Below are 20,679 nucleotides of genomic sequence, written 5' to 3' on the forward strand. Positions count from 1 at the left end.
TCACTCGACGCCGAGACCGGCGTCGTCGGTGACCTCCGGCAGCCCTTCCTCGGCCAGCACGCGGTTGAGGAGGGACAGGTCGTAGATGCCCGTGAGGTCCGTGTCCTCCAGCAGCCCGGCGTCGGTCGCATGCTCCGCGCCCGCCTGGAGCGTGGCGGCCAGCGGGTCGTTCAGGAACTCGACGTGCGCGAACGCCGGGTCGAGCACCTCGGCGGGCAGCTCGCTGCCGCCTGGCAGCGCCGCCAGCTCCGCGTTGAACTGCGCCTTCGCGTCCTCGGGGTGCTCGTTGATCCAGGCGTTGGTGCGCACCACGCCCCGCACGATGGCCTCGACCACGTCCTCGTGCTCGGCCAGGAAGTCCTGCGAGGCGATGACGTGGGTGACGACGTACTGGCCGTTCTCCCACAGCTCGCCCTCGTCGATCAGCGTCTCGGCGCCGCGGCTGACGAGATTGGCCGCGGTGGGCTCGGGGACCCAGGCGCCGTCGATGTCGCCGCCGTCGAACGCCGCGGGGATCTCGGAGTTGGGGATGCGGTAGACCTCCACGTCGCCCGTGCCGTCCTGCGGGTTGACCTCGAAGCCCTCGTCGGCCAGGTAGTTGAGCAGGGCCACGTCCTGGGTGTTGCCGAGCTGCGGGGTCGCGATGCGGGCGCCCGCGAGGTCGTCGACGCGTCGGACGACGTCGGGGTCGACGACGAGGGAGGCGCCGCCCGAGGCCGCGCCGGACACGACGCGCAGGCTCTGGCCGCCGGACTGCGCCCAGCCGTTGATCGCCGGGTTCGGGCCGATGAACGTGACGTCCAGGTCGCCGGAGTTGAGCGCCTCGATCGCGGAGGGGCCGGCGTTGAACACCTGGGTGCTCGCCTCGGTGCCGCCCAGCTCCTGCCGGATCAGGCCGTCGTCCTGAAGGCCCACCACGGCGGTGGCGTGCGTGATGTTGGCGAAATAGCCGATGCTGACCTCGTCGGCCGACAGGGCTTCGCCCGCGCCCGCGCCGCCGGAGGGGGCGGGCTCGTCGTCCTCGGCCTCGGAGCCGTAGCCGCAGGCGGCGAGGCCACCGACGAGCAGGGGCAGGGCCGCGGCGGCGGACAGCAGTCGGCGGGGCCGTCTCGCGGGCAGGGAACGGACGCTGGTCATGGGGGGTGTTCCTTCCGGGAACCCGGGGGTTCGGGGATGAGGCGGGCGGGAGCGGGATTGGGGGAGCGCGTCAGTCCGCACATCGGCCCATACCGCCCTGTCCGCTGCCCAGCGCACCGCTGCCGACGCGCCCGCCCTCCTTGGCGAACGTGGCGAACACGTTGCCCGTCATGGTCAGAAGTCCCACTCGGCGGCGGGGTCCCCGGCCGCCGTGGCCGCCGCGCTCTCGGCGAAGGCTTCGCCCGCCATGCCCGCGGTGAGCGTCGCGCCGTCCGCCGGGTCGATCAGCAGGAACGAGCCGGTGGCGCGGGATGCCGCGTACGGGTCCAACGCCAGCGGCTCCGCGGTGCGGACGCGCACGCGGCCGATGTCGTTGGCCACCAGCTCGCCGGGATCGCGGTGCTGGGACAGGTCGGCCAGCGTCAGCCGGGACGGGATCTCCTTGACGATCGCCTTCACCGTGCGGGTGGCGTGCTTCAGCAGCACGCGGGCGCCCGGCCGGAGCGGCCGGTCGTGCAGGTGGCACACGGTCGCGGTGATGTCCTGCACGGGAACGGCCGCACCGTCGGCCGGGGCGATCAGGTCGCCGCGGGAGATGTCCAGGTCGTCGGTCAGCGTCACGGTCACCGACTGCGGCGCCCAGGCCGTCTCCACGGACTGCCCCAGCGCGTCGATCCGTTCGATGCGGCTGGTGCGGCCCGAGGGCTGCACGGTCACGCGCTCGCCGACGCGCAGCACACCCGAGGCGATCTGCCCCGCGTAGCCGCGGAAATCCGGGTGCTCGGGGGTCTGCGGCCGGATCACGTACTGCACGGGGAAGCGCGCCGGGTCCTCGGCCGGGTCGTGGCCGACCTGCACGGTCTCCAGATGTTCGAGCACGGTCGGGCCGCCGTACCAGTCCATGCGGGCCGAGGGGGTCACCACATTGTCCCCGGCCAGCGCGGAGATGGGGATGGCGGTGATCTCGGGGATGCCGAGCGAGGTGGCGTACGCGGTGAACTCCCCGGCGATCCGGGCGAACACCTGCTCGTCGTACCGGGCCAGGTCCATCTTGTTGACGGCGAGGACGACGTGCGGGACCCGCAGCAGCGCGGCGACCGCGGCGTGCCTGCGGGTCTGCTCGACCACGCCGTTGCGCGCGTCGACCAGGAGGATCGCCAGCTCCGCGGTGGAGGCGCCGGTCACCATGTTGCGCGTGTACTGCACGTGCCCCGGGGTGTCGGCGAGGATGAACCGGCGGCGCACGGTGGCGAAGTAGCGGTAGGCGACGTCGATCGTGATGCCCTGCTCGCGCTCGGCGCGCAGCCCGTCGGTGAGCAGCGCCAGGTCCACGGCCTCCTGGCCGCGGTTGCGCGAGGCCAGCTCGACGGCCTCCAACTGGTCGGTCAGCACGGACTTTGAGTCGTGCAGCAGCCGGCCTACCAGGGTGGACTTCCCGTCGTCCACGGAGCCGGCGGTGGCGAAGCGCAGCAGCGCGGTCGTGTACAGCGCCTCGACGGCGTGCGTGTCGGCGCTCATCAGAAGTACCCCTCGCGCTTGCGGTCCTCCATGGCGGCCTCGGACAGCTTGTCGTCGGCTCTGGTCGCGCCCCGCTCGGTGAGCCGGGAGGCCGCGATCTCGGCGATGATCTGCTCGGTGGTCTCGGCGTCGGAGTCCACCGCGCCGGTGCACGACATGTCGCCGACCGTGCGGTACCGCACCAGGCGGCGGGCCACCCGTTCGCCCTCGCGCGGTCCGCCCCACTCGCCTGCGGCCAGCCACATGCCGTCGCGGTGGAAGACCTCGCGCTCGTGGGCGTAGTAGATCTCCGGAATCTCGATCTTCTCCCGCGCGATGTACTGCCAGACGTCCAGCTCCGTCCAGTTGGACAGGGGGAAGACGCGGACGTGCTCGCCGGGCGCGTGCCGCCCGTTGTACAGCTGCCACAACTCGGGGCGCTGCCGCCGCGGGTCCCAGCCGCCGAACTCGTCGCGCAGCGAGAACACCCGCTCCTTGGCCCGCGCCTTCTCCTCGTCGCGCCGCCCGCCGCCGAAGACGGCGTCGAAGCGCCGGCTGTCGATGGCGTGGAGCAGCGGCACGGTCTGGAGCGGGTTGCGGGTGCCGTCCGGCCGTTCGCGGAGTCTGCCGTCGTCGATGAACCGCTGGACGGAGGCGACGTGCAGGCGCAGCGCGTGCTGCCGGACGACGCGGTCCCGGTAGGCGATGACCTCGGGGAAGTTGTGCCCGGTGTCCACGTGCAGCAGCGCGAAGGGCAGCGACGCGGGCGCGAACGCCTTCAGCGCCAGGTGCAGCATCACGATGGAGTCCTTGCCGCCGGAGAACAGGATCACCGGCCGCTCGAACTCGCCTGCGACCTCGCGGAAGATGTGCACTGCCTCGGACTCCAGCACGTCCAGGTGGGGAAGGGCGTACGGGCTTCCGGTGGCGGCACCGGGCCGCCGTGCCGTCACGGTCATCCTCTCTTCCTTTCGCTCGCTGCTGCCCCCCGCTGCCGGTGTGCCGGTCACGGTGTGCTCCCTTGAGCTCACAGCAGCCGCCGGTCGCGCAGCAGCGCGTACAGGGCGGCGGCAGAGTCCTCGACGGTCTGTTGGTGGGCGTCGATGCGCAGGTCGGGGTCGGCCGGGATCTCGTACGGGTCGTCCACGCCGGTCAGCCCGGACAGTTCGCCCGCGGCCTGCTTGGCGTACAGGCCCTTGACGTCGCGTACGGAGCAGACCTCGACGGGCGTTGCGACGTGCACCTCCACGTAGCCGGTGCCGGCCGCCTGATGGCGCTTGCGCACCGCCTCGCGGCTGTCCGCGTACGGGGCGATCACCGGCACGAGCGTCTTCACTCCGTGCGAGGCGAGCAACTGGGCGACGAATCCGATGCGCTGCACGTTGGTGTGCCGGTCCTCGCGGGAGAAGCCGAGGCCCGCGGAGAGGAAGGTGCGGATCTCGTCGCCGTCGAGCACCTCGACGCGGTGACCCTCGTCCGCCAGCCGGGCGGCCAGCGCCAGGGCGATGGTGGTCTTGCCCGCGCTGGGCAGGCCGGTGAGCCAGATGGTGGCGCCCTGCCCTGTCGCGTTCATCTCGTGGTTCCTCGTCGTCGGCGTCATCCCGGCCTCAGCCGTGCAGCCCGCACTCGGTCTTGCCCATCCCGGCCCACCGGCCGGCCCGTGCGTCCTCGCCCTCCGCCGTGCGGCGCGTGCAGGGGGCGCACCCTATGGAGGCGTAGCCGTCCTGGAGAAGCGGATTGGTGAGCACCCCGTGCTCTCTCACATAGGCTTCCACATCCGCCTGCGTCCAGAGAGCTATCGGGGCAATCTTCACCTTTTCGCGTGTGGCGTCCCACCCGACGACCGGGGTCCCGGCCCGCGTGGGCGACTCGTCGCGGCGCAGCCCCGTGGCCCACGCGTCGTAGGAGCCGAGGCCCGCCTCCAGAACCTCGACCTTGCGCATCGCGCAGCACAGGTCCGGGTTCCGCTCGTGCAGCCGCGGCCCGAACTCGGCGTCCTGCTCCGCGACGGTACGGCGGGGGGTGAGCGTGATGACGTTGACGTCGAGGACGGTTTCGACGGCGTCGCGGGTGCCGATGGTCTCGGGGAAGTGGTAGCCGGTATCGAGGAACAGCACGTCCACGCCCGGCAGGGCGCGCGCGGCCAGGTGCGCGACGACGGCGTCCGCCATCGACGAGGTGACGCACAGCCGCGGGCCGAACGTTTCGGCAGCCCAGCCGAGGATGTCGAGCGCGGGCGCGCCTTCGAGTTCGCGGCCGGCGCGTTCGGCGAGCGCGCGCAGTTCCTCGGCCCGGGGGCGCCCGGTGGTGATCGCGGTCATCTTGTCCCTTCCTCAGCTCGTCCGGCGGGTGGCCCTGCGGGCCCTTCCGGCTCCTGCCGCCCGGTCAGCCCGCGGGTCAGCAGGCCGAGGAAGGACAGCCGGAAGGCGCGGTTGCAGGCCGCGCACTCCCAGGTGCCGTGCCCTTGCTCGCTCGGGCGCAGGTCCTCGTCGCCGCAGTAGGGGCAGTAGAACGGGGCGGCCCTCTCGCTCACGACAGGGACTCCTCGTCGGCGCGCGCGGCCCACTGGGCGAAGCGCTCGCCGGGCTCCCGTTGTTCCTGGAAGGCGCGGAGCACGCGTTCGACGTAGTCGGCGAGCCCGGCAGCGGTGACCTTCAGCCCGCGGACCTTGCGGCCGAAGCCGGGTTCGAGGCCGAGGGCGCCGCCGAGGTGGACCTGGTAGCCCTCCACCTGGTTGCCGTCGGCGTCGGTGACCAGCTGTCCCTTGAGACCGATGTCCGCGGTCTGGATGCGGGCGCAGGAGTTGGGGCAGCCGTTGATGTTGATGGTGAGGGGTTCGTCGAAGCCGGGGAGGCGCCGCTCCAGTTCGTCGATCAGCCAGGCGCCGCGGCCCTTGGTCTCCACGATGGCGAGCTTGCAGAACTCGATGCCGGTGCACGCCATGGTGCCGCGCCGGAACGCGGAGGGGCTGGCGGTGAGGTCGAGCGCGGCGAGTCCCTCGGTGAGCGGGGCGACCTGCTCCTCGGCCACGTCGAGGATGAGCAACTTCTGCTGAACGGTGGTGTGGACGCGCCGCGAGCCGTGCGCCTCGGCCAGGTCCGCGATCTTGGCGAGCGTGGCGCCGTCGACGCGCCCCACCCGCGGGGCGAAGCCGACGTAGTACCGGCCGTCGCGCTGGCGGTGCACGCCCACGTGATCGCGCCAGTGGTGCACCGGCGCCTCGGGCGCGGGACCGTCGGCCATGCGGCGCAGCAGGTACTCGTCCTCCAGGACCCGGCGGAACTTCTCCGGTCCCCAGTCCGCGACGAGGTACTTGATGCGGGCGCGGTTGCGCAGCCGCCGGTAGCCGTGGTCCCGGAAGAGGCCGACGATGCCCTCGTGAACGTCGGCGACGTCCTCGATCGGCACCCACGCCCCCAGCCGCACGCCGATCTTGGGGTTGGTGGACAGGCCGCCGCCCACCCAGACGTCGAAGCCGGGCCCGTACTCGGGGTGGCGCACCCCGACGAACGCGACGTCGTTGATCTCGTGCGCCACGTCGAGCAGTGGCGAACCGGAGACGGCGGTCTTGAACTTGCGCGGCAGGTTGGAGTACGCCTTGTTGCCGATCACCCGGCGGTGGATCGCCTCGATGGCGGGCGTGCCGTCGATGATCTCGTCCTCCGCGATGCCGGCGACGGGGGAGCCCACGATGACGCGCGGGGTGTCGCCGCAGGCTTCGGTGGTCGACAGGCCGACGCCTTCGAGCCGCCGCCAGATCTCCGGCACGTCCTCGATGCGAATCCAGTGGTACTGAATGTTCTGCCGGTCGGTCACGTCGGCCGTGCCGCGTGCGAACTCCTGGGAGATCTCGCCGATGACGCGCAGCTGCTGTGTCGTCAGCCGCCCGCCGTCGATGCGGACGCGGAGCATGAAGTACTCGTCGTCCAGCTCCTCCGGTTCGAGGATGGCGGTCTTGCCGCCGTCGATGCCCGGCTTGCGCTGGGTGTACAGGCCCCACCAGCGCATCCGGCCGCGCAGGTCCTGGCCGTCGATGGAGTCGAAGCCTCGTTTGGAGTAGATCGTCTCGATGCGTGTCCGCACGTTGAGACCGTCGTCGTCCTTCTTGACCTGCTCGTTGGGGTTGAGCGGAGTGAAGTGGCCGGCCGCCCACTGGCCTTCACCGCGGTGGCGGCCGGCCTTGCGGCGGGTCGGGGCAGCGGGCTTCCTGGCAGGCTCGGACATCGTCACGCAATCCTTCTGCGGGCAGCAGGGCGACTCCGCCCGGCGGCCACCCGCGGCGCTGCGGGCGTCAGGGCAGAGTGGAACGGTGGGCGGCGGGGGAACTCCCGCACTCCGGGAGGGGGTTGCCAGGGGGATTACCGGCTCGGTGCTGCGGCTCTCAGCAGGCCGGACAGATGGCGCTGGACATCCGACCGAGGTCGACATGGCGCCGACTCACCAAGGTGACTCCAGCTCGTGACATGACCGCAGAGTGGCACGCGGTGACGCCCGAGTCCACTGATATCCGCTATGTGGACAATGCTGTCCCGTTATCCGAGACGCGTGAAGATTTCGTCACCCTCGGTCGCCCGCGCGCGACGGCGGCCGGACGGCGGCCGGACAGCGGCAGGGAACACGGCGGCGGCCCCGGGGCAGATGCCCCGGGGCCGCCTCGTGGGGGGACGGTGTGGTCAGACGCCGAGCAGACGTTCCACCAGCTCGCGGTAATCCAGGAGCAGCACCCGCTGCCGCTCCGTGTCCTTCCCCTCCTCCTGCCACCCGCCGCGCAGGTCCCTGCGCCGCGTGCTCAACGCCTCCGTGAGCTGGGCCACGGTCTCCTCCAGCAGGAAGTCCGCCTCCGTGAGGGAACGTTCCGGGCTGTCGACGAAGCCGACCACCGCGTGGTGCAGCCCCGCCGTGAGCCGGTCGGCCTCCGGCTGCGGGATCAGCGGCGCCGGGCTGTTCGCCGGCACCTCGGCCTGGAGTCCCGCGCCCGCGTCGGCCCCGGTGCGGTACGTGTCCGCGGCGCCGTACGCGTCCGTTCCCGCCTTGTGCAGATCCATCACGCACCACCCTTCGTCGCCGCGTCCTGCCGCTCCGGGTGACCGGAGCGCCGTATCCGCATCCGCCGCGGACCGGCCCGGTGCTCGGCGCTGTCCTGGGGCCCGGCCGCGACCAGTTCGCGGAACAGGTCCCGGCCGCGCAGGAGCGCCTCCCGCATCTCCTCGGTGCCCGTGCCCCCCGCATCGGCGCGTGCGGCCAGCGCGTGCAGCCGCCGGTACGACTCGACCTGCCGCGGATGGTGCACGGACAGCGCGGCCACCTGGTCGTCGTACGCGTCCGAGGGGAACCCGCGGTCGTGGACGAGCTGGGTCAGCAGGTGATCGGCCTCGGCCGCCGCCGACACCGGCGAGTCCACGAAACGCTCCTGGACGCGCGCCCACTTCAGCTCGTACTGCTCACGCTCCCCGGCGGACAGCGCCCGCACCCTGAGGCGGCCGTGCCGGCGCACCCGCTCGGACAGATCCTTCCGCGCCGCCTTCACGTCGCCGTCGTGCCGGGTGACCGCCCGCTCGTACTCGGGCCCGAAGCGGCGCTGAAGGCTGCCGTTGCCCGGACCGACGGTCGGCAGAGCCAGGAGCAGCACGACCACGGCGACCGCGACAGCGGCCAGGATAATAATCGTTGCAATCATGACTTCCCCTTCGTAGAGAACCTCTCCCGCGGGTTGTCATGACTGCGCCTTACCGGCCCTTGTCCCGGCAAACCTCTTGCGTTACGTGCCGTCAACGGGGCGGGCCCGCTCGACGACCGCGGCCAGGCTCGCCGCCCGCGGCAGCGTTCCGAACGCCGCGCCCCCCTCGCCGCCGAGACGCGCGGCGCAGAACGCGTCCGCGACCGCGGGCGGGGCGTGCTGGACCAGCAGCGCACCCTGGAGCACCAGGGCCAGCCGCTCCACCAGGCGCCGCGCTCGCCCCTCGACGCCGTCCAGGTCCGACAACTCCGTCAGCAGCGCCTTGATCGCCGCGTCCAGACGGTGGTCCGCACCGGCCGCCCGGCCCACCTCGGCGAGGAACGCGTTCAGCGCCCCGGGCTCCCGCTGGAGCGCCCGCAGCACGTCCAGCGCCTGCACGTTGCCCGAGCCCTCCCAGATCGAGTTCAGCGGCGACTCGCGCAGCAGCCGCGGCATGCCGGACTCCTCCACGTAACCGTTGCCGCCCAGGCATTCGAGCGCCTCCGCCACCAGGGGCGTGCAGCGCTTGGTCACCCAGTACTTGGCGGCCGGGACCGCGAGCCGCAGCAGGTGCCGGTCCTGCGCGCTGCCCGCGGCCGCGGCATCGCACGCCGCGGCGAGCCGCAGCGTGAGCGCGGTCGCCGCCTCCGACTCGATCGCCAGATCGGCGAGCACGTTCTCCATCAGGGGCTTGTCGATCAGCTTCCCGCCGAACGCCTCGCGGTGGGCGGCGTGGTGGACGGCCTGGGCCACCGCCTGCCGCATGATCGCCGCCGAGCCCGCGACGCAGTCCAGGCGGGTGGCGCCGACCATCTCGATGATCGTGGGCACCCCGCGCCCCTCCTCGCCCACCCGCCACGCCACGGTGCCGCCGTCGAACTCGACCTCGGCCGAGGCGTTGGAACGGTTCCCCAGCTTGTCCTTCAGCCGCTGGATACGGAAGGCGTTGCGCGTGCCGTCGGGCAGCACCCGCGGCAGCAGGAAGCACGTCAGCCCGCCCGGCGCCCGGGCGAGCACGAGGAACGCGTCCGACATCGGCGCGGAGCAGAACCACTTGTGGCCGGTGAGGGCGTAGGCGCCGGGCTCGGCGAGCGGCTCGGCGCGCGTGGTGTTGGCCCGCACGTCGGAGCCGCCCTGCTTCTCCGTCATCCCCATGCCCGCGAGCACGCCCGCCTTCCGGCCCGCGGGACGCAGCCCGGGCTCGTACGTCCGCGAGGTGAGCAGCGGCTCCCAGACCGCGGCGAGCTCGGGCTGGGCGCGCAGCGCGGGCACCGCCGAGTGCGTCATCGACACCGGGCAGCCGTGCCCGGCCTCCACCTGCGTCCACACCAGGAACCCGGCGGCGCGGCGCAGCTGGCCGTCCGGCCGCGACCACGCGTCCGTCAGCCCCGCCGTGACGGCCCGCTCGAGCAGCCGGTGCCACGCCGGGTGGAAGTCCACCTCGTCGATCCGGTGCCCGTAGCGGTCGTGCGTGCGCAGCGCCGGCGGATGTGCGTTCGCCTGCGCTCCCCACTCCTGCGCCTCGGCCGAGCCCGCCGCCTCGCCGAGCGCGCTCAGCTCCGCGGTCGCCTCCTCGGCGTGCGCGGGCCCCACGTGCCGGGCGAACGCCTCGGCCAGGGCCGCGTCCCCGCGGAAGACGTCGTACCCCACCAGGGGCGGAACCTGATTCGTCACCGAGTGAGTGCTGCGCGTCATGCCGTAACCGTAGGCCCGCGCCCGCCAGGAGTCATCACCCGTTCCTTCGACCGATGTGGTGCGCAGGCACCAGGACACGTGCGTGCCTGGTCCTGCCGCACCAGGCGAAGACGGCGACGGGGAACGATGCCGGGCCGGGCGCCGGCGGGGAGTGTGGGAGGCGTGCGAATCCCGCACGTTCCCCTTGCCTCGCGGTGTCTGGAGTGATCAGCAGATGGCGACATTTCTTTACCGGATCGGACGGTGGTCCTTCCGGCGGCGGCGGCTCGTGCTTCGTCTGTGGCTGGGCGGTCTGCTGCTGGCCATCGTCGCCGCCGCCGTGGCGCCGGCCGGGGAGGAAGAGGACCTCTCCATGCCAGGCACCGAGTCGCAGCAGGCGTTCGACCTGCTGGACCAGCGCTTCCCCGAGAGCAACTCCCAAGGTGCCGAGGCCCGTTTGGTGTTCCAGGCGCCGGACGGGCAGCAGGTGACGGCCGGGGAGAACAGGGCGGCCGTCGAGGACGCGCTCGGCTCGCTGGGCGGGGGCGATCAGGTCGCGTCGACCACCGACCCCTATGAGACCGGCGCGGTCAGCGAGGACGGCACCATCGCCTACTCCACGATCACCTACACCGCGGACACCGTCGACCTGACCGAGTCGACGAAGAGCGCCCTGGAGGACGCCGCCGGCCAGGCCCGGGACACGGGGCTGACCGTGGAGATCGGCGGCTCGGCCCTGGACGCCGAAGAGGAACCGGGCGGTACGACGGAGATCATCGGCGTGGCGGTGGCCGCGGTCGTGCTGGTCGTCGCCCTCGGGTCGCTGGTCGCGGCCGGTCTGTCCCTGCTGACCGCGTTCGTGGGCGTGGCCATCGCCTTCGGCCTGGTCTCCGCGCTGGCCGTGCCGCTGGGCCTGACGTCCACCGTCGCCATCCTGGCGCTGATGCTGGGGCTCGCGGTCGGCATCGACTACGCACTCTTCATCACCTCCCGCTTCCGCGACGAGCGGGCCCGGGGCAGCGAGCCGGAGGAGGCCGCAGGCCGGGCGGTGGGCACGGCCGGCTCCGCCGTCGTCTTCGCCGGCGCGACCGTCTTCATCGCCCTGGTCGGTCTCGGGGTCGTCGGAATCCCCGAACTCACCAAGATCGGCATGGGCGGCGCGGGCGCCGTGGCCCTTGCGGTACTCGTCGCACTGACCCTGGTCCCCGCGCTGTTCGGCTACTTCGGCCGGCGGGTCCTGTCCCGCCGTGTCCGCAAGGCCACCCGGCCGGGAGGCGAACGTCCGCACGCGGTGCCCACCGCGGCCGGCCGGCCGGGGCTCGGCACCCGCTGGGCGCGGTTCGTGCTGCGCCGGCCGGTGGCCGTGCTGCTGGTCGCCGGACTCGGTCTCGGCGCCGTCGCCCTACCGGCGCTCAGCCTCGAACTCGGGCTGCCAGGAGACGAGGCCAAGTCGGTGGAGACCACCCAGCGCCGCGCCTACGACCTGCTGTCGGAAGGCTTCGGCCCCGGCTTCAACGGCCCCCTGACCGTGGTCGTGGACACGTCGGAGTCCGCGGACACCCGGGCCACCACGGACCTGGTCATCGAGACCGTACGGGGCGTGGACGGGGTCGCGTCGGTCGGCGATCCGGTTCTCAGCCAGGCGGAGGACACGGCCGTTCTCACCGCCGTTCCGCAGACCGCGCCGAACAGCGCCGAGACCAAGGACCTGGTGCACGCGATCCGGGACGCGGTCTCCGGCGTCGAGACCGGCACGGGCGCCGACGTCCTGGTGACCGGCACCACCGCGATGAACATCGACATCTCCGAAGCCATGTCCGACGCCCTCATCCCCTATCTGACCGTGGTCATCGGCCTGGCGGTGCTCCTGCTGACGGTGGTCTTCCGCTCGGTCCTGGTGCCGGTCAAGGCCGCGCTCGGCTTCCTGCTGTCGGTGGGTGCCGCCTTCGGCGTCCTCGTCGCCGTCTTCCAATGGGGCTGGGCGGCAGACCTGCTCGGCATCGAGCAGACCGGACCTGTCATGTCGCTGATGCCGATCCTCATCATCGGGATCGTGTTCGGCCTCGCCATGGACTACGAGGTCTTCCTCCTCACCCGGATGCGGGAGACCTACGTCCATGGCGCGTCCCCCGGCGAGGCCATCGTGAACGGGTTCCGGCACAGCGGACGTGTGGTGGCCGCGGCGGCGATCATCATGGTCAGCGTGTTCGCCGGATTCATCGGGATGAGCAGCCCGACCATCCAGACGATGGGCGTCGGCCTGGCCGCCGCCGTCGCCTTCGACGCCTTCGTGGTCCGGATGGCGGTCGTGCCCGCGGTCCTGGCACTGCTCGGCGACCGGGCCTGGTGGCTCCCCCGTATCCTGAACCGTGTGCTGCCGAATGTGGACATCGAGGGTGCGGACCTGAGCAGGCACGTCCCGGCCTCCGCGGCCGAGCAGGACACGGCGCCGCCGCAGCTCCCCGCCGGCCGGCACTGAGCCCGCCATGACGAACACGGGTGGCCGTGGTCCGCGATCACGCCGCACATGGTGGCGGGAGGGGGCGATCACGGCCACGGCGTTCGTGCTCTGTCTGCTCGGCGGCGTGGTGAAGGACGACGGCAGCACGCTGTCACCGCCGTCGGCCGCCGCCTACTTCATCGCCGTGGTGTCCTGCGCCGTGCTGCCGGTGCGGCACCGGGCGCCCCTGGCGGCCATGGCGGCCACGACCGCGAGCGGCATGCTGGTGCCGCTCCTGGGCCTCCTGCTGAGCCCGCTCATCGTGGCCCCCGCCGTGATCACCGCCTACTCGCTCACCGTGCGCACCGAACGGCACGCGGTGAGCGCGGTGGCGCTCACCTCCGCGGCGCTGCTGGTCGCCTTCACCCCCTTGTTCGGGGCCCTCTCCTGGAAGGACGCGAGCAGGATGGGAGCGGTGGCGGCGTTCCCGCTGGTGGCCGGCGTGCTCGGGCACTCGGTGCAGAACCGGCGGGCCTACCTGGCGGCCGTGGAGGAGCGGGCCCGGCGGGCCGAGAAGAGCCGGGAGAGCGAGGCACGCCGGAGAGTGGCAGAGGAACGGGTGCGCATCGCCCGGGAGCTGCACGATCTCGTGGCCCATCAGATCACCCTGGCCAACGCGCAGGCCACGGTCGCCGCCCACCTCTTCGACGCCCGCCCCGAGCAGACCCGCAAGAGCCTGAAGCAGCTTGTCGAGACCACCGGCGACGCGCTCGACGATCTGCGGGCCACAGTCGGTCTGCTGCGTCAGTCCGGGGACGCGGCCACGCCCGCGGAACCGGCGCCCGGGCTGTCCCAGCTCCCCACGCTCCTCGCGTCCTTCCGCCGCGCGGGTCTTGAGGTGTCGGTGCACCAGGAGGGCACGGCCAGGCCGCTGCCGCCGGGAGTGGACCTCACCGCCTACCGCATCGTCCAGGAGGCTCTGACCAACGTGACCAAACACGCCGGTACCGGCAGCGCCCGGGTGGGCCTCGCCTGGCACCGCGACCGCGTCACCATCACGGTCGCCGACGACGGAGGGGGCGCCCGTACGGCGCCGACGGCGGGCACGGGACCGAGCGCGTCCACGGTGCAGGATCGTCCGCCCGGTTACGGTCTGATCGGGATGCGTGAACGTGCCACCGCGGTCGGGGGGCACCTCTCCGCTGGCAGGCGCCCGGAGGGCGGCTTTCTCGTCTCCACCGAGCTGCCCCTGCCGCCCGCCAAGGACACGGCGCGGAGGACCGACGGGGCAACGGCCGTCGAGGGGCGAGTGGCCGACACAGAGGCCGGGGACGCGCCGTGACGCTCCGGGTGCTGCTCGCCGACGATCAGGCCCTGCTGCGCGATGCCTTCCGGATGCTTCTCGACACCGCCGACGACATCACCGTGGTCGGCGAGGCCGCCGACGGCAGGGAGGCGGTGAGACTCACCCGGGAGCTGCGCCCGGACGTGGTGATCATGGACATCCGGATGCCGGAGGTGGACGGTCTCACCGCCACGTCGGAGATCTGCGCGGACCCGGAACTGCGGGCCAGCCGCATCCTGATCCTCACCACGTACGAGACCGACGAGTACGTCGCCCAGGCGTTGCGCGCGGGGGCCGGCGGCTTCATCGGCAAGGGCATCGGGGCCGAGGACCTGCTGAACGCCGTGCGTACCATCGCGGGCGGCGACACTCTGCTGTCCCCCGCCGCGACCCGCTCCCTGGTCGCCCGTTTCCTGGCCACCCCGGACGACGCCCCGTCGCACCGGCCCGAACAGCTCGCCGTGCTCACCCCGCGCGAACGGGAGATGGTGGCTCTGGTCGCGACCGGCCTGTCCAACCAGGAGATCGCCGAGCGGATGTTCCTCAGCCCCTTCACCGTCCGCGCCCACGTGCAGCGCGCCATGACGAAGCTGGAGGCCCGCGACCGGGCGCAACTCGTCGTCATCGCCTACCGGACGGGCCTGGCCCCCGCCGGCCCCGACGGCGGTACCGACCGCCCTTGAGCCGGGGACGCCGGTCCGAACGGCCCGGACAGCGGCTGGTGGTAGCTTCCTCGACGACAGGCCGTGTCCGCCGCAGTGGACAAAAGCCCGCGACCGCCCTATCTGATCGAGCGGGGAACCTTAGTACAGTTGGGCGTTCGCGGCCTCTGCGATGGGAGCGGGCATGGGCGTGTTGAAGCACGAGGGGTCCGTCGGCGAGCGCAGTACCGCTCGTACCGTTGACTACCAGCAGACGGGTCCGACCGTGCCCCGCATGGTCCTGGGGGCGCGCCTGCGGCAGCTGCGGGAGGCGCGCGGGATCACCGGCGCGGACGCCGGCACGCGGATCAGGGCCTCGCACTCCAAGATCAGCCGCCTGGAGATGGGCAGGACCGGCTTCAAGGCGCGCGACGTGGCGGATCTGCTCGCCCTGTACGGCGTCACGGACGAGGCCGAGACCGACACCCTGCTCGCGCTGGCCCGGCAGTCGAACACGCCGGGCTGGTGGCACATCTACTACGACGTGGTGCCCTCCTGGCTGAACGTCTACCTCGGCCTCGAACAGACGGCCGTGGTCATCCGCGCCTACGAACTCCAATTCGTCCCGGGGCTGTTGCAGACCGAGGAGTACGCCCGCGCCGTGGTGCTGCTCGGTCCCGAGGACACCGAGGAGCGGATCGAGCGCCGCGTCGAGCTGCGCATGGCGCGCCAGCAGATCCTGCACCGGGCCAGCCCGCCGCACCTGTGGGTCGTCATCGACGAGGCCGCGCTGCGGCGTTCGATGGGCGACTCGGCGCTGATGCGACGCCAGCTCGACCACCTGATCGAAATCTCGGTGCTGCCGCACGTCACCATCCAGGTGGTGCCGTTCACCGCCGGCGGGCACGCCGCCATAGCGGGCCCGGTGACCGTGCTGCGCCCGCCGGGCGGCGAGCTGCCCGACGTGGTCTACCTGGAGCAGCTCACCGGCGGCGTCTACCCGGACAAGCCGTGCGAGATCGAGCAGTACCGGCACATGATGAACCGCCTGGTCGTCGAGGCCCACCCACCGGCCGAGACCCGCGACTTCCTGAACCGCATCAGGCGCGAGACCTGACGCGTGCTTCGGGCCCGAGCACGGGCACGGGCATATCGCCCACAGCGAACATCGTGGGCCGCGGGGAACATCCGGTCCGCCCTTGGCATTGAGCCGACATAGCTCAATTTGCTTGCCGAGGGAGAGGTCATGACTTCGACGCTCGATGTACTCACCCTGCCGGTGCTGCCGCTCGATGACGAGGTGGTACTGCCAGGGATGGTGGTGCCCCTGGAGCTGTCCGACGCCGAGGTGCGCGCCGCGGTCGAGGCCGCGCAGGTCGCCGCGCCCGACGGGGAGAAGCCGCGGCTGCTGCTCGTGCCGCGGGTGGACGGCCGTTACGCCGACATCGGTGTGCTCGGCCGGGTCGAGCAGGTCGGCCGGCTGGCCGACGGCGACCCGGGCGCGCTGGTCCGCGGCGTGCGCCGCGTCCGCATCGGTTCGGGGACCACGGGTCCCGGCGCCGCGCTGTGGGTCGAGGGCACGGCGGTCGAGGAGACCGCGCCGAGCCCGCTGCCCGGGGCCGTCGCCGAGCTGGCCAAGGAATACAAGGCACTCACCACCAACTGGCTCCGCAAGCGCGGCGCCTGGCAGGTCGTGGACCGGGTGCAGCAGATCGAGGACATCGGGCTGCTCGCGGACAATGCGGGCTACCTGCCGTTCCTCGGCACCGAGCAGCGGGTCACGCTGCTGCGCACCACCGACCCGGTGGAGCGCCTGAAGCTGGCCGTCAGCCTGCTGAGCGAGCACCTGGCCGAGCAGGACGTGGCCGAGTCGATCGCCAAGGACGTGCAGGACGGCGTCGACAAGCAGCAGCGCGAGTTCCTGCTGCGCCGCCAGCTGGAGGCCGTGCGCAAGGAGCTGGCCGAGCTCAACGGCGACGCGGCCGACGAGGGCGAGGACTACCGGGCCCGCGTCGAGGCCGCCGACCTGCCGCAGAAGGTGCGCGAGGCCGCGCTCAAGGAGGTCGACAAGCTGGAACGGTCCTCGGACGCGAGCCCCGAGGGCAGCTGGATTCGTACCTGGCTCGACACCGTGCTCGACCTGCCCTGGCAGACACGTACCGAGGACGCCTACGACATCCCGGGCGCCAAGGCGGTCCTCGACGCCGACCACGCGGGCCTGGACGACGTCAAGGAACGGATCACCGAGTACCTGGCCGTGCGCAAGCGCCGCGGCGACCGCGGCCTCGGCGTCATCGGCGGGCGCCGCGGCGGGGCCGTGCTGGCCCTCGTCGGCCCGCCCGGCGTCGGCAAGACGAGCCTCGGCGAAAGCGTGGCCCGCGCGATGGGCCGCAACTTCGTGCGGGTGGCGCTCGGCGGCGTCCGCGACGAGGCGGAGATCCGCGGCCACCGGCGCACCTACGTCGGCGCGCTGCCAGGACGCATCGTCCGGGCGATCAAGGAGGCCGGTTCGATGAACCCGGTCGTTCTGCTCGACGAGATCGACAAGGTCGGCAGCGACTACCGGGGCGACCCGTCCGCCGCCCTCCTCGAAGTGCTCGACCCCGCGCAGAACCACACGTTCCGCGACCACTACCTGGAGGTCGAGCTCGACCTGTCGGACGTGGTGTTCCTGGCCACGGCCAACGTCCTGGAGGCCATCCCGCAGCCGCTGCTCGACCGGATGGACCTGGTGCGCCTCGACGGCTACACCGAGGACGAGAAGGTCACCATCGCGCGCGACCACCTGCTGCCGCGGCAGATCGAGCGCACGGGCCTGCGCCCCGACGAGGTGACGGTTCAGGACGCCGTCCTGCGCAAGCTGGCCGGCGAGTACACCAGGGAAGCCGGCGTCCGCAGCCTGGAACGCACCGTCGCCCGGCTGCTGCGCAAGGTCGCGGCCCGCGCCGAGCTGGGCGAGCTGACCCTGCCGTGCACCGTCACCGAGGCGGACCTGCGCGGTCTGATCGGCCGGCCGCACCACACCCCGGAGGCGGCACAGGAGCCGGCCGAACGGCGCACCGCGGTGCCCGGCGTGGCCACCGGCCTCGCGGTCACCGGCACCGGCGGCGACGTGCTGTACATCGAGGCGTCCCTGGCCGACCCGGAGACCGGCGGCGCGGGGCTGACCCTGACCGGGCAGCTCGGCGACGTGATGAAGGAGTCCGGCCAGATCGCGCTGTCCTACCTGCGCTCGCGCGGCGCGGAGCTGGAGCTGCCGGTCGGCGACCTCAAGGAGCGCGGCGTCCACCTGCACGTTCCGGCGGGCGCGGTGCCCAAGGACGGGCCGAGCGCGGGCATCACCATGACGACCGCACTGGCCTCGCTGCTCAGCGGGCGGCAGGTGCGGACCGATGTGGCGATGACGGGCGAGGTCTCCCTGACCGGGCGGGTGCTGCCCATCGGCGGCGTGAAGCAGAAGCTGCTCGCCGCCCACCGCGCGGGCCTGACCACCGTCATCATCCCCAAGCGGAACGAGCCGGACCTGGACGACGTGCCGGAGGAAGTGCTGGCCACGCTGGACGTGCACCCCGTCGCCGATGTGCGGCAGGTGCTCGATCTGGCCCTCACGCCCGCCGGGACCCCGGTGGCCGTGGCGGCCTGACGTTCGCGGGCACGCCCCGTGGCCTTCGGCGGAAGGCGCCTATTATGAAGCGCTCCCGCCGACGGCCGCGGGGCGAGTCGTCGTGAGGGAGGCGGGGTGAAGGACCGGCACGCGCGCCCCCGGCGCCGCGGCCAGGGCGAGCTGGAGGCACAGGTGCTCGCCGCACTCGGCGCCGCGCCCGGGCCGGTGAGCGCGGCCTGGGTGCGCGAACGGATCGGCGGCGACCTGGCGTACACCACCGTCGTCACGACGCTGACCAGGCTGCTGGCGAAGGGCGCGGTACGGCGCGAGAAGTCGGGCAGGTCGTTCGCCTGGACCCCGGCCGCCGGCGAGGCGGGGCTCGCGGCGCTGCGGATGCGGCGGGTCCTGGACGGCGAGACGGACCGCAAGGCCGTCCTGGCCAGCTTCGTGACGGTGCTCTCGGCGGACGACGAGCGGCTGCTGCGCGGCCTGCTCAACGAGCTGGACGACGCCGGCCCGCCCGGGACGGGCGGGCACGGCGAGGCGGAGCAACCGGAGGGCTGAGCCGTCATGGGGGTCTTCGTCTTCCTGCCGCTGGTGCTGCCGCTGAGCGCCTGGCCGGTCGCGCGGCTGGCCGAGCAGCGGCTGCACCCGCGGGCCGCCACCCGGCTGCTGACGACGGTGGCGGGCGTTCTCGCGGTGTGCAGCACCCTGTGCCTGGCCCTGGTGATGGTGGTGGGCACCGCCCAGCTGCCGGGCAACCCCCTGCCCGACGGCTGGTCCGACCCCGAGGTGCGCCGGGCCGTTCCGTTCGAGGAGATCGCGGGCCGGGCCGCCATTCCGGCGCTGATGCTGGTGGTCCTCGTCTGCGGGCGCACCCTGGTGCGGCACGTGCGGGTGCGCCGTGCCGCACAGCGGGCGCTCGCCGGTCTCCCGGGCGGCCCCGTCGCGGTGCTTCCCGACTCCGAGCCCTACGCCTGGGCCCTGCCCGGCCGCCGGGGCCGCATCGTGGTCTCCCGCGGCCTGCTGGCGCGGCTCGCCCCGGCGGAGCGGCGGGCGCTCTTCGCGCACGAACGGGCCCACCTGGCGGCCCGGCACCACCGCTGCCTGCTGGTGGTGCAGCTCGCGGCGCGGGCCAACCCGTTCCTGCTGCCGCTGGCCACGGCCGTGGCCTACGCCGCGGAGCGGTGGGCGGACGAGGAGGCGGCCCGCGCGGTCGGCGACCGGCGCGCGGTGGCGCGCGCGATCGCGCACGCGGCGCTCGCCTCCCGCGGCGCGCCGGCCGCGACGCTGGCGGGCGCGGCCGCGCCGGGGCCCGTGCCGCGCCGCGTCGCCGCGCTCCTCGGCCCGGCCCCGGCGCCTCGGCACTGGCCCCCGGCGTTCACGGCCGTCGGCCTCGCCGCGTGGACCGCGGCGGCGGGCGCGACGGTCTCCGCCCTGTCCTCCGCGAACGCGGCGGTCACCCTCTTCTTCGTCCTGAAGGCGGCCACACCGCTGTGATCCCGCCGCCGGGGCCTCACGGGGCGAAGGCGTGCCGGACGGCGGTGGCGAGGCTCGTGCGGCGGCGCTGGTGGTCGGCGTCTGGGTCGGCTGCCGTCGCGGTGCAGGTGATGCTGGCCGGTGACCAGGTCATGGCCAGGGCGATGACCATGGAGTGGACGTCGGCAGGGGACAGGGCGGGGTTGATGTGCCCGGCTTCCTGGGCTTCGGAGATGGCCCGGATCTTGGGCAGCTCGCCGGCCTCGCCGAAGAGGTGGCCGGCGGGGGTGCGTTCCAGACGTGCCCAGGTGGCCAGGCGGACGAGGCGGGGGCGGGCGAGGTAGGCGTCGTAGAGGCGGACGGCGTAGCCGGGCAGGTCCTCGGCGGTGAGCGGGGCGGCGTCGAGGACGGCCGCGACCTGGTCGGCCAGGACGGCGTCGAACAGGCTCTCCTTGCTGCCGTAGTAGGCGTACATCTGCGCCTTGCTGACCTTCGCGTCGGCGGAGATGCGGTCGACGCGCGCGCCGGCGATGCCGTGGGCGGCGAATTCGGCAGCGGCGGCGTCCAGGAGCCGACGCCTGCTGGCCTGTGCCCTGTCCATGCCGCCCAACCTATACGAACCGGTTCGTTCGGCCCGGGCGCCCGGCGGGAGCCGCTCCCGTCGGGCGCCCGGGCGCCGGGCCACGGGCTCAGAGGTCGAACTCCTGCGGCGGCAGCCCCAGGGCGAAGCACGCCTCCCGCACGACCGACTGTTCCGCATCGTCGAAATCGCCGTCCGCGCCGCCGATCACCACGCCGATCTGGATGACGGCCCGCGCCTCCGCCGGCTTCTTCTTGGCCTTCGCGACCTCCTGGAGCACCCCGACCTTGCCGAAGTCGAAGTCGGCCGCGAGCTTGTCCAGATACTCGTTGAACCGGCGCTGGAGGTCCTCGGCCGGGAAATTGCTCAGCACCTCGTTCCCGGCGATCAGCTGCGCGACGCGGCGCCGTTCGGCCGCGTCCACCTCGCCGTCCGCGGCCGCGACCAGCGCGCACATCGCCATGCTCGCGTCGCGGAACGCGCCGCTCTTCAGGTCGTTCTTCTTCGCCGTCAGCTGCGACTGCATCGACTGGGCGGATTCCTTCACACGGTCCCACAGGGCCATG

General features: G+C 72.9%; 20 protein-coding genes. 7 read left to right on the top strand and 13 right to left on the bottom strand.

Features of this window, described 5'->3' with window-relative positions:
• The 11 genes from RM779_RS32135 to RM779_RS32180 all read right to left on the bottom strand — a co-directional run bounded on the left by RM779_RS32135 (position 1) and on the right by RM779_RS32180 (position 10,045).
• Positions 1-1,137 carry an aliphatic sulfonate ABC transporter substrate-binding protein gene (locus RM779_RS32135; protein WP_311621327.1) on the bottom strand — a complete coding sequence of 379 codons (1,137 nt, stop codon included), beginning with the start codon at positions 1,135-1,137 and terminating at the stop codon, positions 1-3.
• Positions 1,138-1,311: 174 nt separating this feature from the next.
• On the bottom strand, positions 1,312-2,655 hold the full coding sequence (locus RM779_RS32140; protein WP_311621328.1) for a sulfate adenylyltransferase subunit 1: 1,344 nt from the start codon (positions 2,653-2,655) through the stop codon (positions 1,312-1,314).
• On the bottom strand, positions 2,655-3,593 hold the full coding sequence (gene cysD / locus RM779_RS32145) for a sulfate adenylyltransferase subunit CysD (RefSeq protein ID WP_311621329.1): 939 nt from the start codon (positions 3,591-3,593) through the stop codon (positions 2,655-2,657). Before cysD ends, RM779_RS32140 begins: the two co-directional genes overlap by 1 nt.
• Positions 3,594-3,661: 68 nt before the next feature.
• The gene (cysC, locus tag RM779_RS32150; protein WP_311621330.1) at positions 3,662-4,207 is read right to left on the bottom strand and encodes an adenylyl-sulfate kinase; all 546 of its coding nucleotides are present in this window, start codon (positions 4,205-4,207) and stop codon (positions 3,662-3,664) included.
• Positions 4,208-4,241: 34 nt separating this feature from the next.
• On the bottom strand, positions 4,242-4,955 hold the full coding sequence (locus RM779_RS32155) for a phosphoadenylyl-sulfate reductase (RefSeq protein WP_311621331.1): 714 nt from the start codon (positions 4,953-4,955) through the stop codon (positions 4,242-4,244).
• Positions 4,952-5,167, bottom strand: coding sequence for a hypothetical protein (locus RM779_RS32160; protein WP_311621332.1), 216 nt, complete (start codon positions 5,165-5,167; stop codon positions 4,952-4,954). Before RM779_RS32160 ends, RM779_RS32155 begins: the two co-directional genes overlap by 4 nt.
• Positions 5,164-6,858, bottom strand: coding sequence for a nitrite/sulfite reductase (locus RM779_RS32165; protein ID WP_311621333.1), 1,695 nt, complete (start codon positions 6,856-6,858; stop codon positions 5,164-5,166). Before RM779_RS32165 ends, RM779_RS32160 begins: the two co-directional genes overlap by 4 nt.
• Positions 6,859-7,015: 157 nt before the next feature.
• Entirely contained in the window at positions 7,016-7,099 is an 84-nt protein-coding gene (locus RM779_RS33835) for a putative leader peptide (protein WP_366510921.1), read from the bottom strand.
• A 208-nt stretch (positions 7,100-7,307) separates the two neighbouring features.
• Positions 7,308-7,679, bottom strand: coding sequence for a hypothetical protein (locus tag RM779_RS32170; RefSeq protein ID WP_311621334.1), 372 nt, complete (start codon positions 7,677-7,679; stop codon positions 7,308-7,310).
• On the bottom strand, positions 7,679-8,311 hold the full coding sequence (locus RM779_RS32175; protein WP_311621335.1) for a hypothetical protein: 633 nt from the start codon (positions 8,309-8,311) through the stop codon (positions 7,679-7,681). Before RM779_RS32175 ends, RM779_RS32170 begins: the two co-directional genes overlap by 1 nt.
• An 81-nt stretch (positions 8,312-8,392) precedes the next feature.
• Complete coding sequence (locus RM779_RS32180; protein WP_311621336.1) at positions 8,393-10,045, bottom strand: acyl-CoA dehydrogenase family protein; 1,653 nt, start codon at positions 10,043-10,045, stop codon at positions 8,393-8,395.
• Positions 10,046-10,259: 214 nt separating this feature from the next.
• Here RM779_RS32180 and RM779_RS32185 point away from each other — a divergent pair, with 214 nt between their 5' ends.
• From RM779_RS32185 to RM779_RS32215, 7 genes are all read left to right on the top strand, one after another.
• Positions 10,260-12,503, top strand: coding sequence for an MMPL family transporter (locus tag RM779_RS32185; RefSeq protein ID WP_311621337.1), 2,244 nt, complete (start codon positions 10,260-10,262; stop codon positions 12,501-12,503).
• 7 nt (positions 12,504-12,510) lie between these two features.
• Positions 12,511-13,806, top strand: coding sequence for a sensor histidine kinase (locus RM779_RS32190; RefSeq protein ID WP_311621338.1), 1,296 nt, complete (start codon positions 12,511-12,513; stop codon positions 13,804-13,806).
• Entirely contained in the window at positions 13,803-14,492 is a 690-nt protein-coding gene (locus RM779_RS32195) for a response regulator transcription factor (protein ID WP_311621339.1), read from the top strand. The genes RM779_RS32190 and RM779_RS32195 overlap by 4 nt, the downstream gene beginning before the upstream one ends.
• Positions 14,493-14,655: 163 nt before the next feature.
• Entirely contained in the window at positions 14,656-15,567 is a 912-nt protein-coding gene (locus RM779_RS32200; protein WP_311621340.1) for a helix-turn-helix domain-containing protein, read from the top strand.
• Positions 15,568-15,696: 129 nt separating this feature from the next.
• The gene (gene lon, locus RM779_RS32205; protein WP_311621341.1) at positions 15,697-18,093 is read left to right on the top strand and encodes an endopeptidase La; all 2,397 of its coding nucleotides are present in this window, start codon (positions 15,697-15,699) and stop codon (positions 18,091-18,093) included.
• A 96-nt stretch (positions 18,094-18,189) separates the two neighbouring features.
• A complete protein-coding gene (locus tag RM779_RS32210; RefSeq protein WP_311621342.1) occupies positions 18,190-18,618 on the top strand; it encodes a BlaI/MecI/CopY family transcriptional regulator in 429 nt (142 codons plus the stop codon).
• Between the two features lie 6 nt (positions 18,619-18,624).
• The gene (locus RM779_RS32215; protein WP_311621343.1) at positions 18,625-19,554 is read left to right on the top strand and encodes a M56 family metallopeptidase; all 930 of its coding nucleotides are present in this window, start codon (positions 18,625-18,627) and stop codon (positions 19,552-19,554) included.
• 16 nt (positions 19,555-19,570) lie between these two features.
• On the opposite strand, the gene RM779_RS32220 is transcribed toward RM779_RS32215, so the two are convergent.
• Complete coding sequence (locus RM779_RS32220) at positions 19,571-20,134, bottom strand: TetR family transcriptional regulator (protein ID WP_077058341.1); 564 nt, start codon at positions 20,132-20,134, stop codon at positions 19,571-19,573.
• Positions 20,135-20,222: 88 nt separating this feature from the next.
• Positions 20,223-20,678 (bottom strand): tellurite resistance TerB family protein, encoded by a 456-nt coding sequence (locus RM779_RS32225; protein WP_311621344.1) that lies wholly within the window; start codon positions 20,676-20,678, stop codon positions 20,223-20,225.
• Between the last annotated feature and the right edge of the window lies 1 nt (position 20,679).

This window comes from Streptomyces johnsoniae, from assembly GCF_031845565.1.
GTDB classification, from domain to species: domain Bacteria; phylum Actinomycetota; class Actinomycetes; order Streptomycetales; family Streptomycetaceae; genus Streptomyces; species Streptomyces johnsoniae.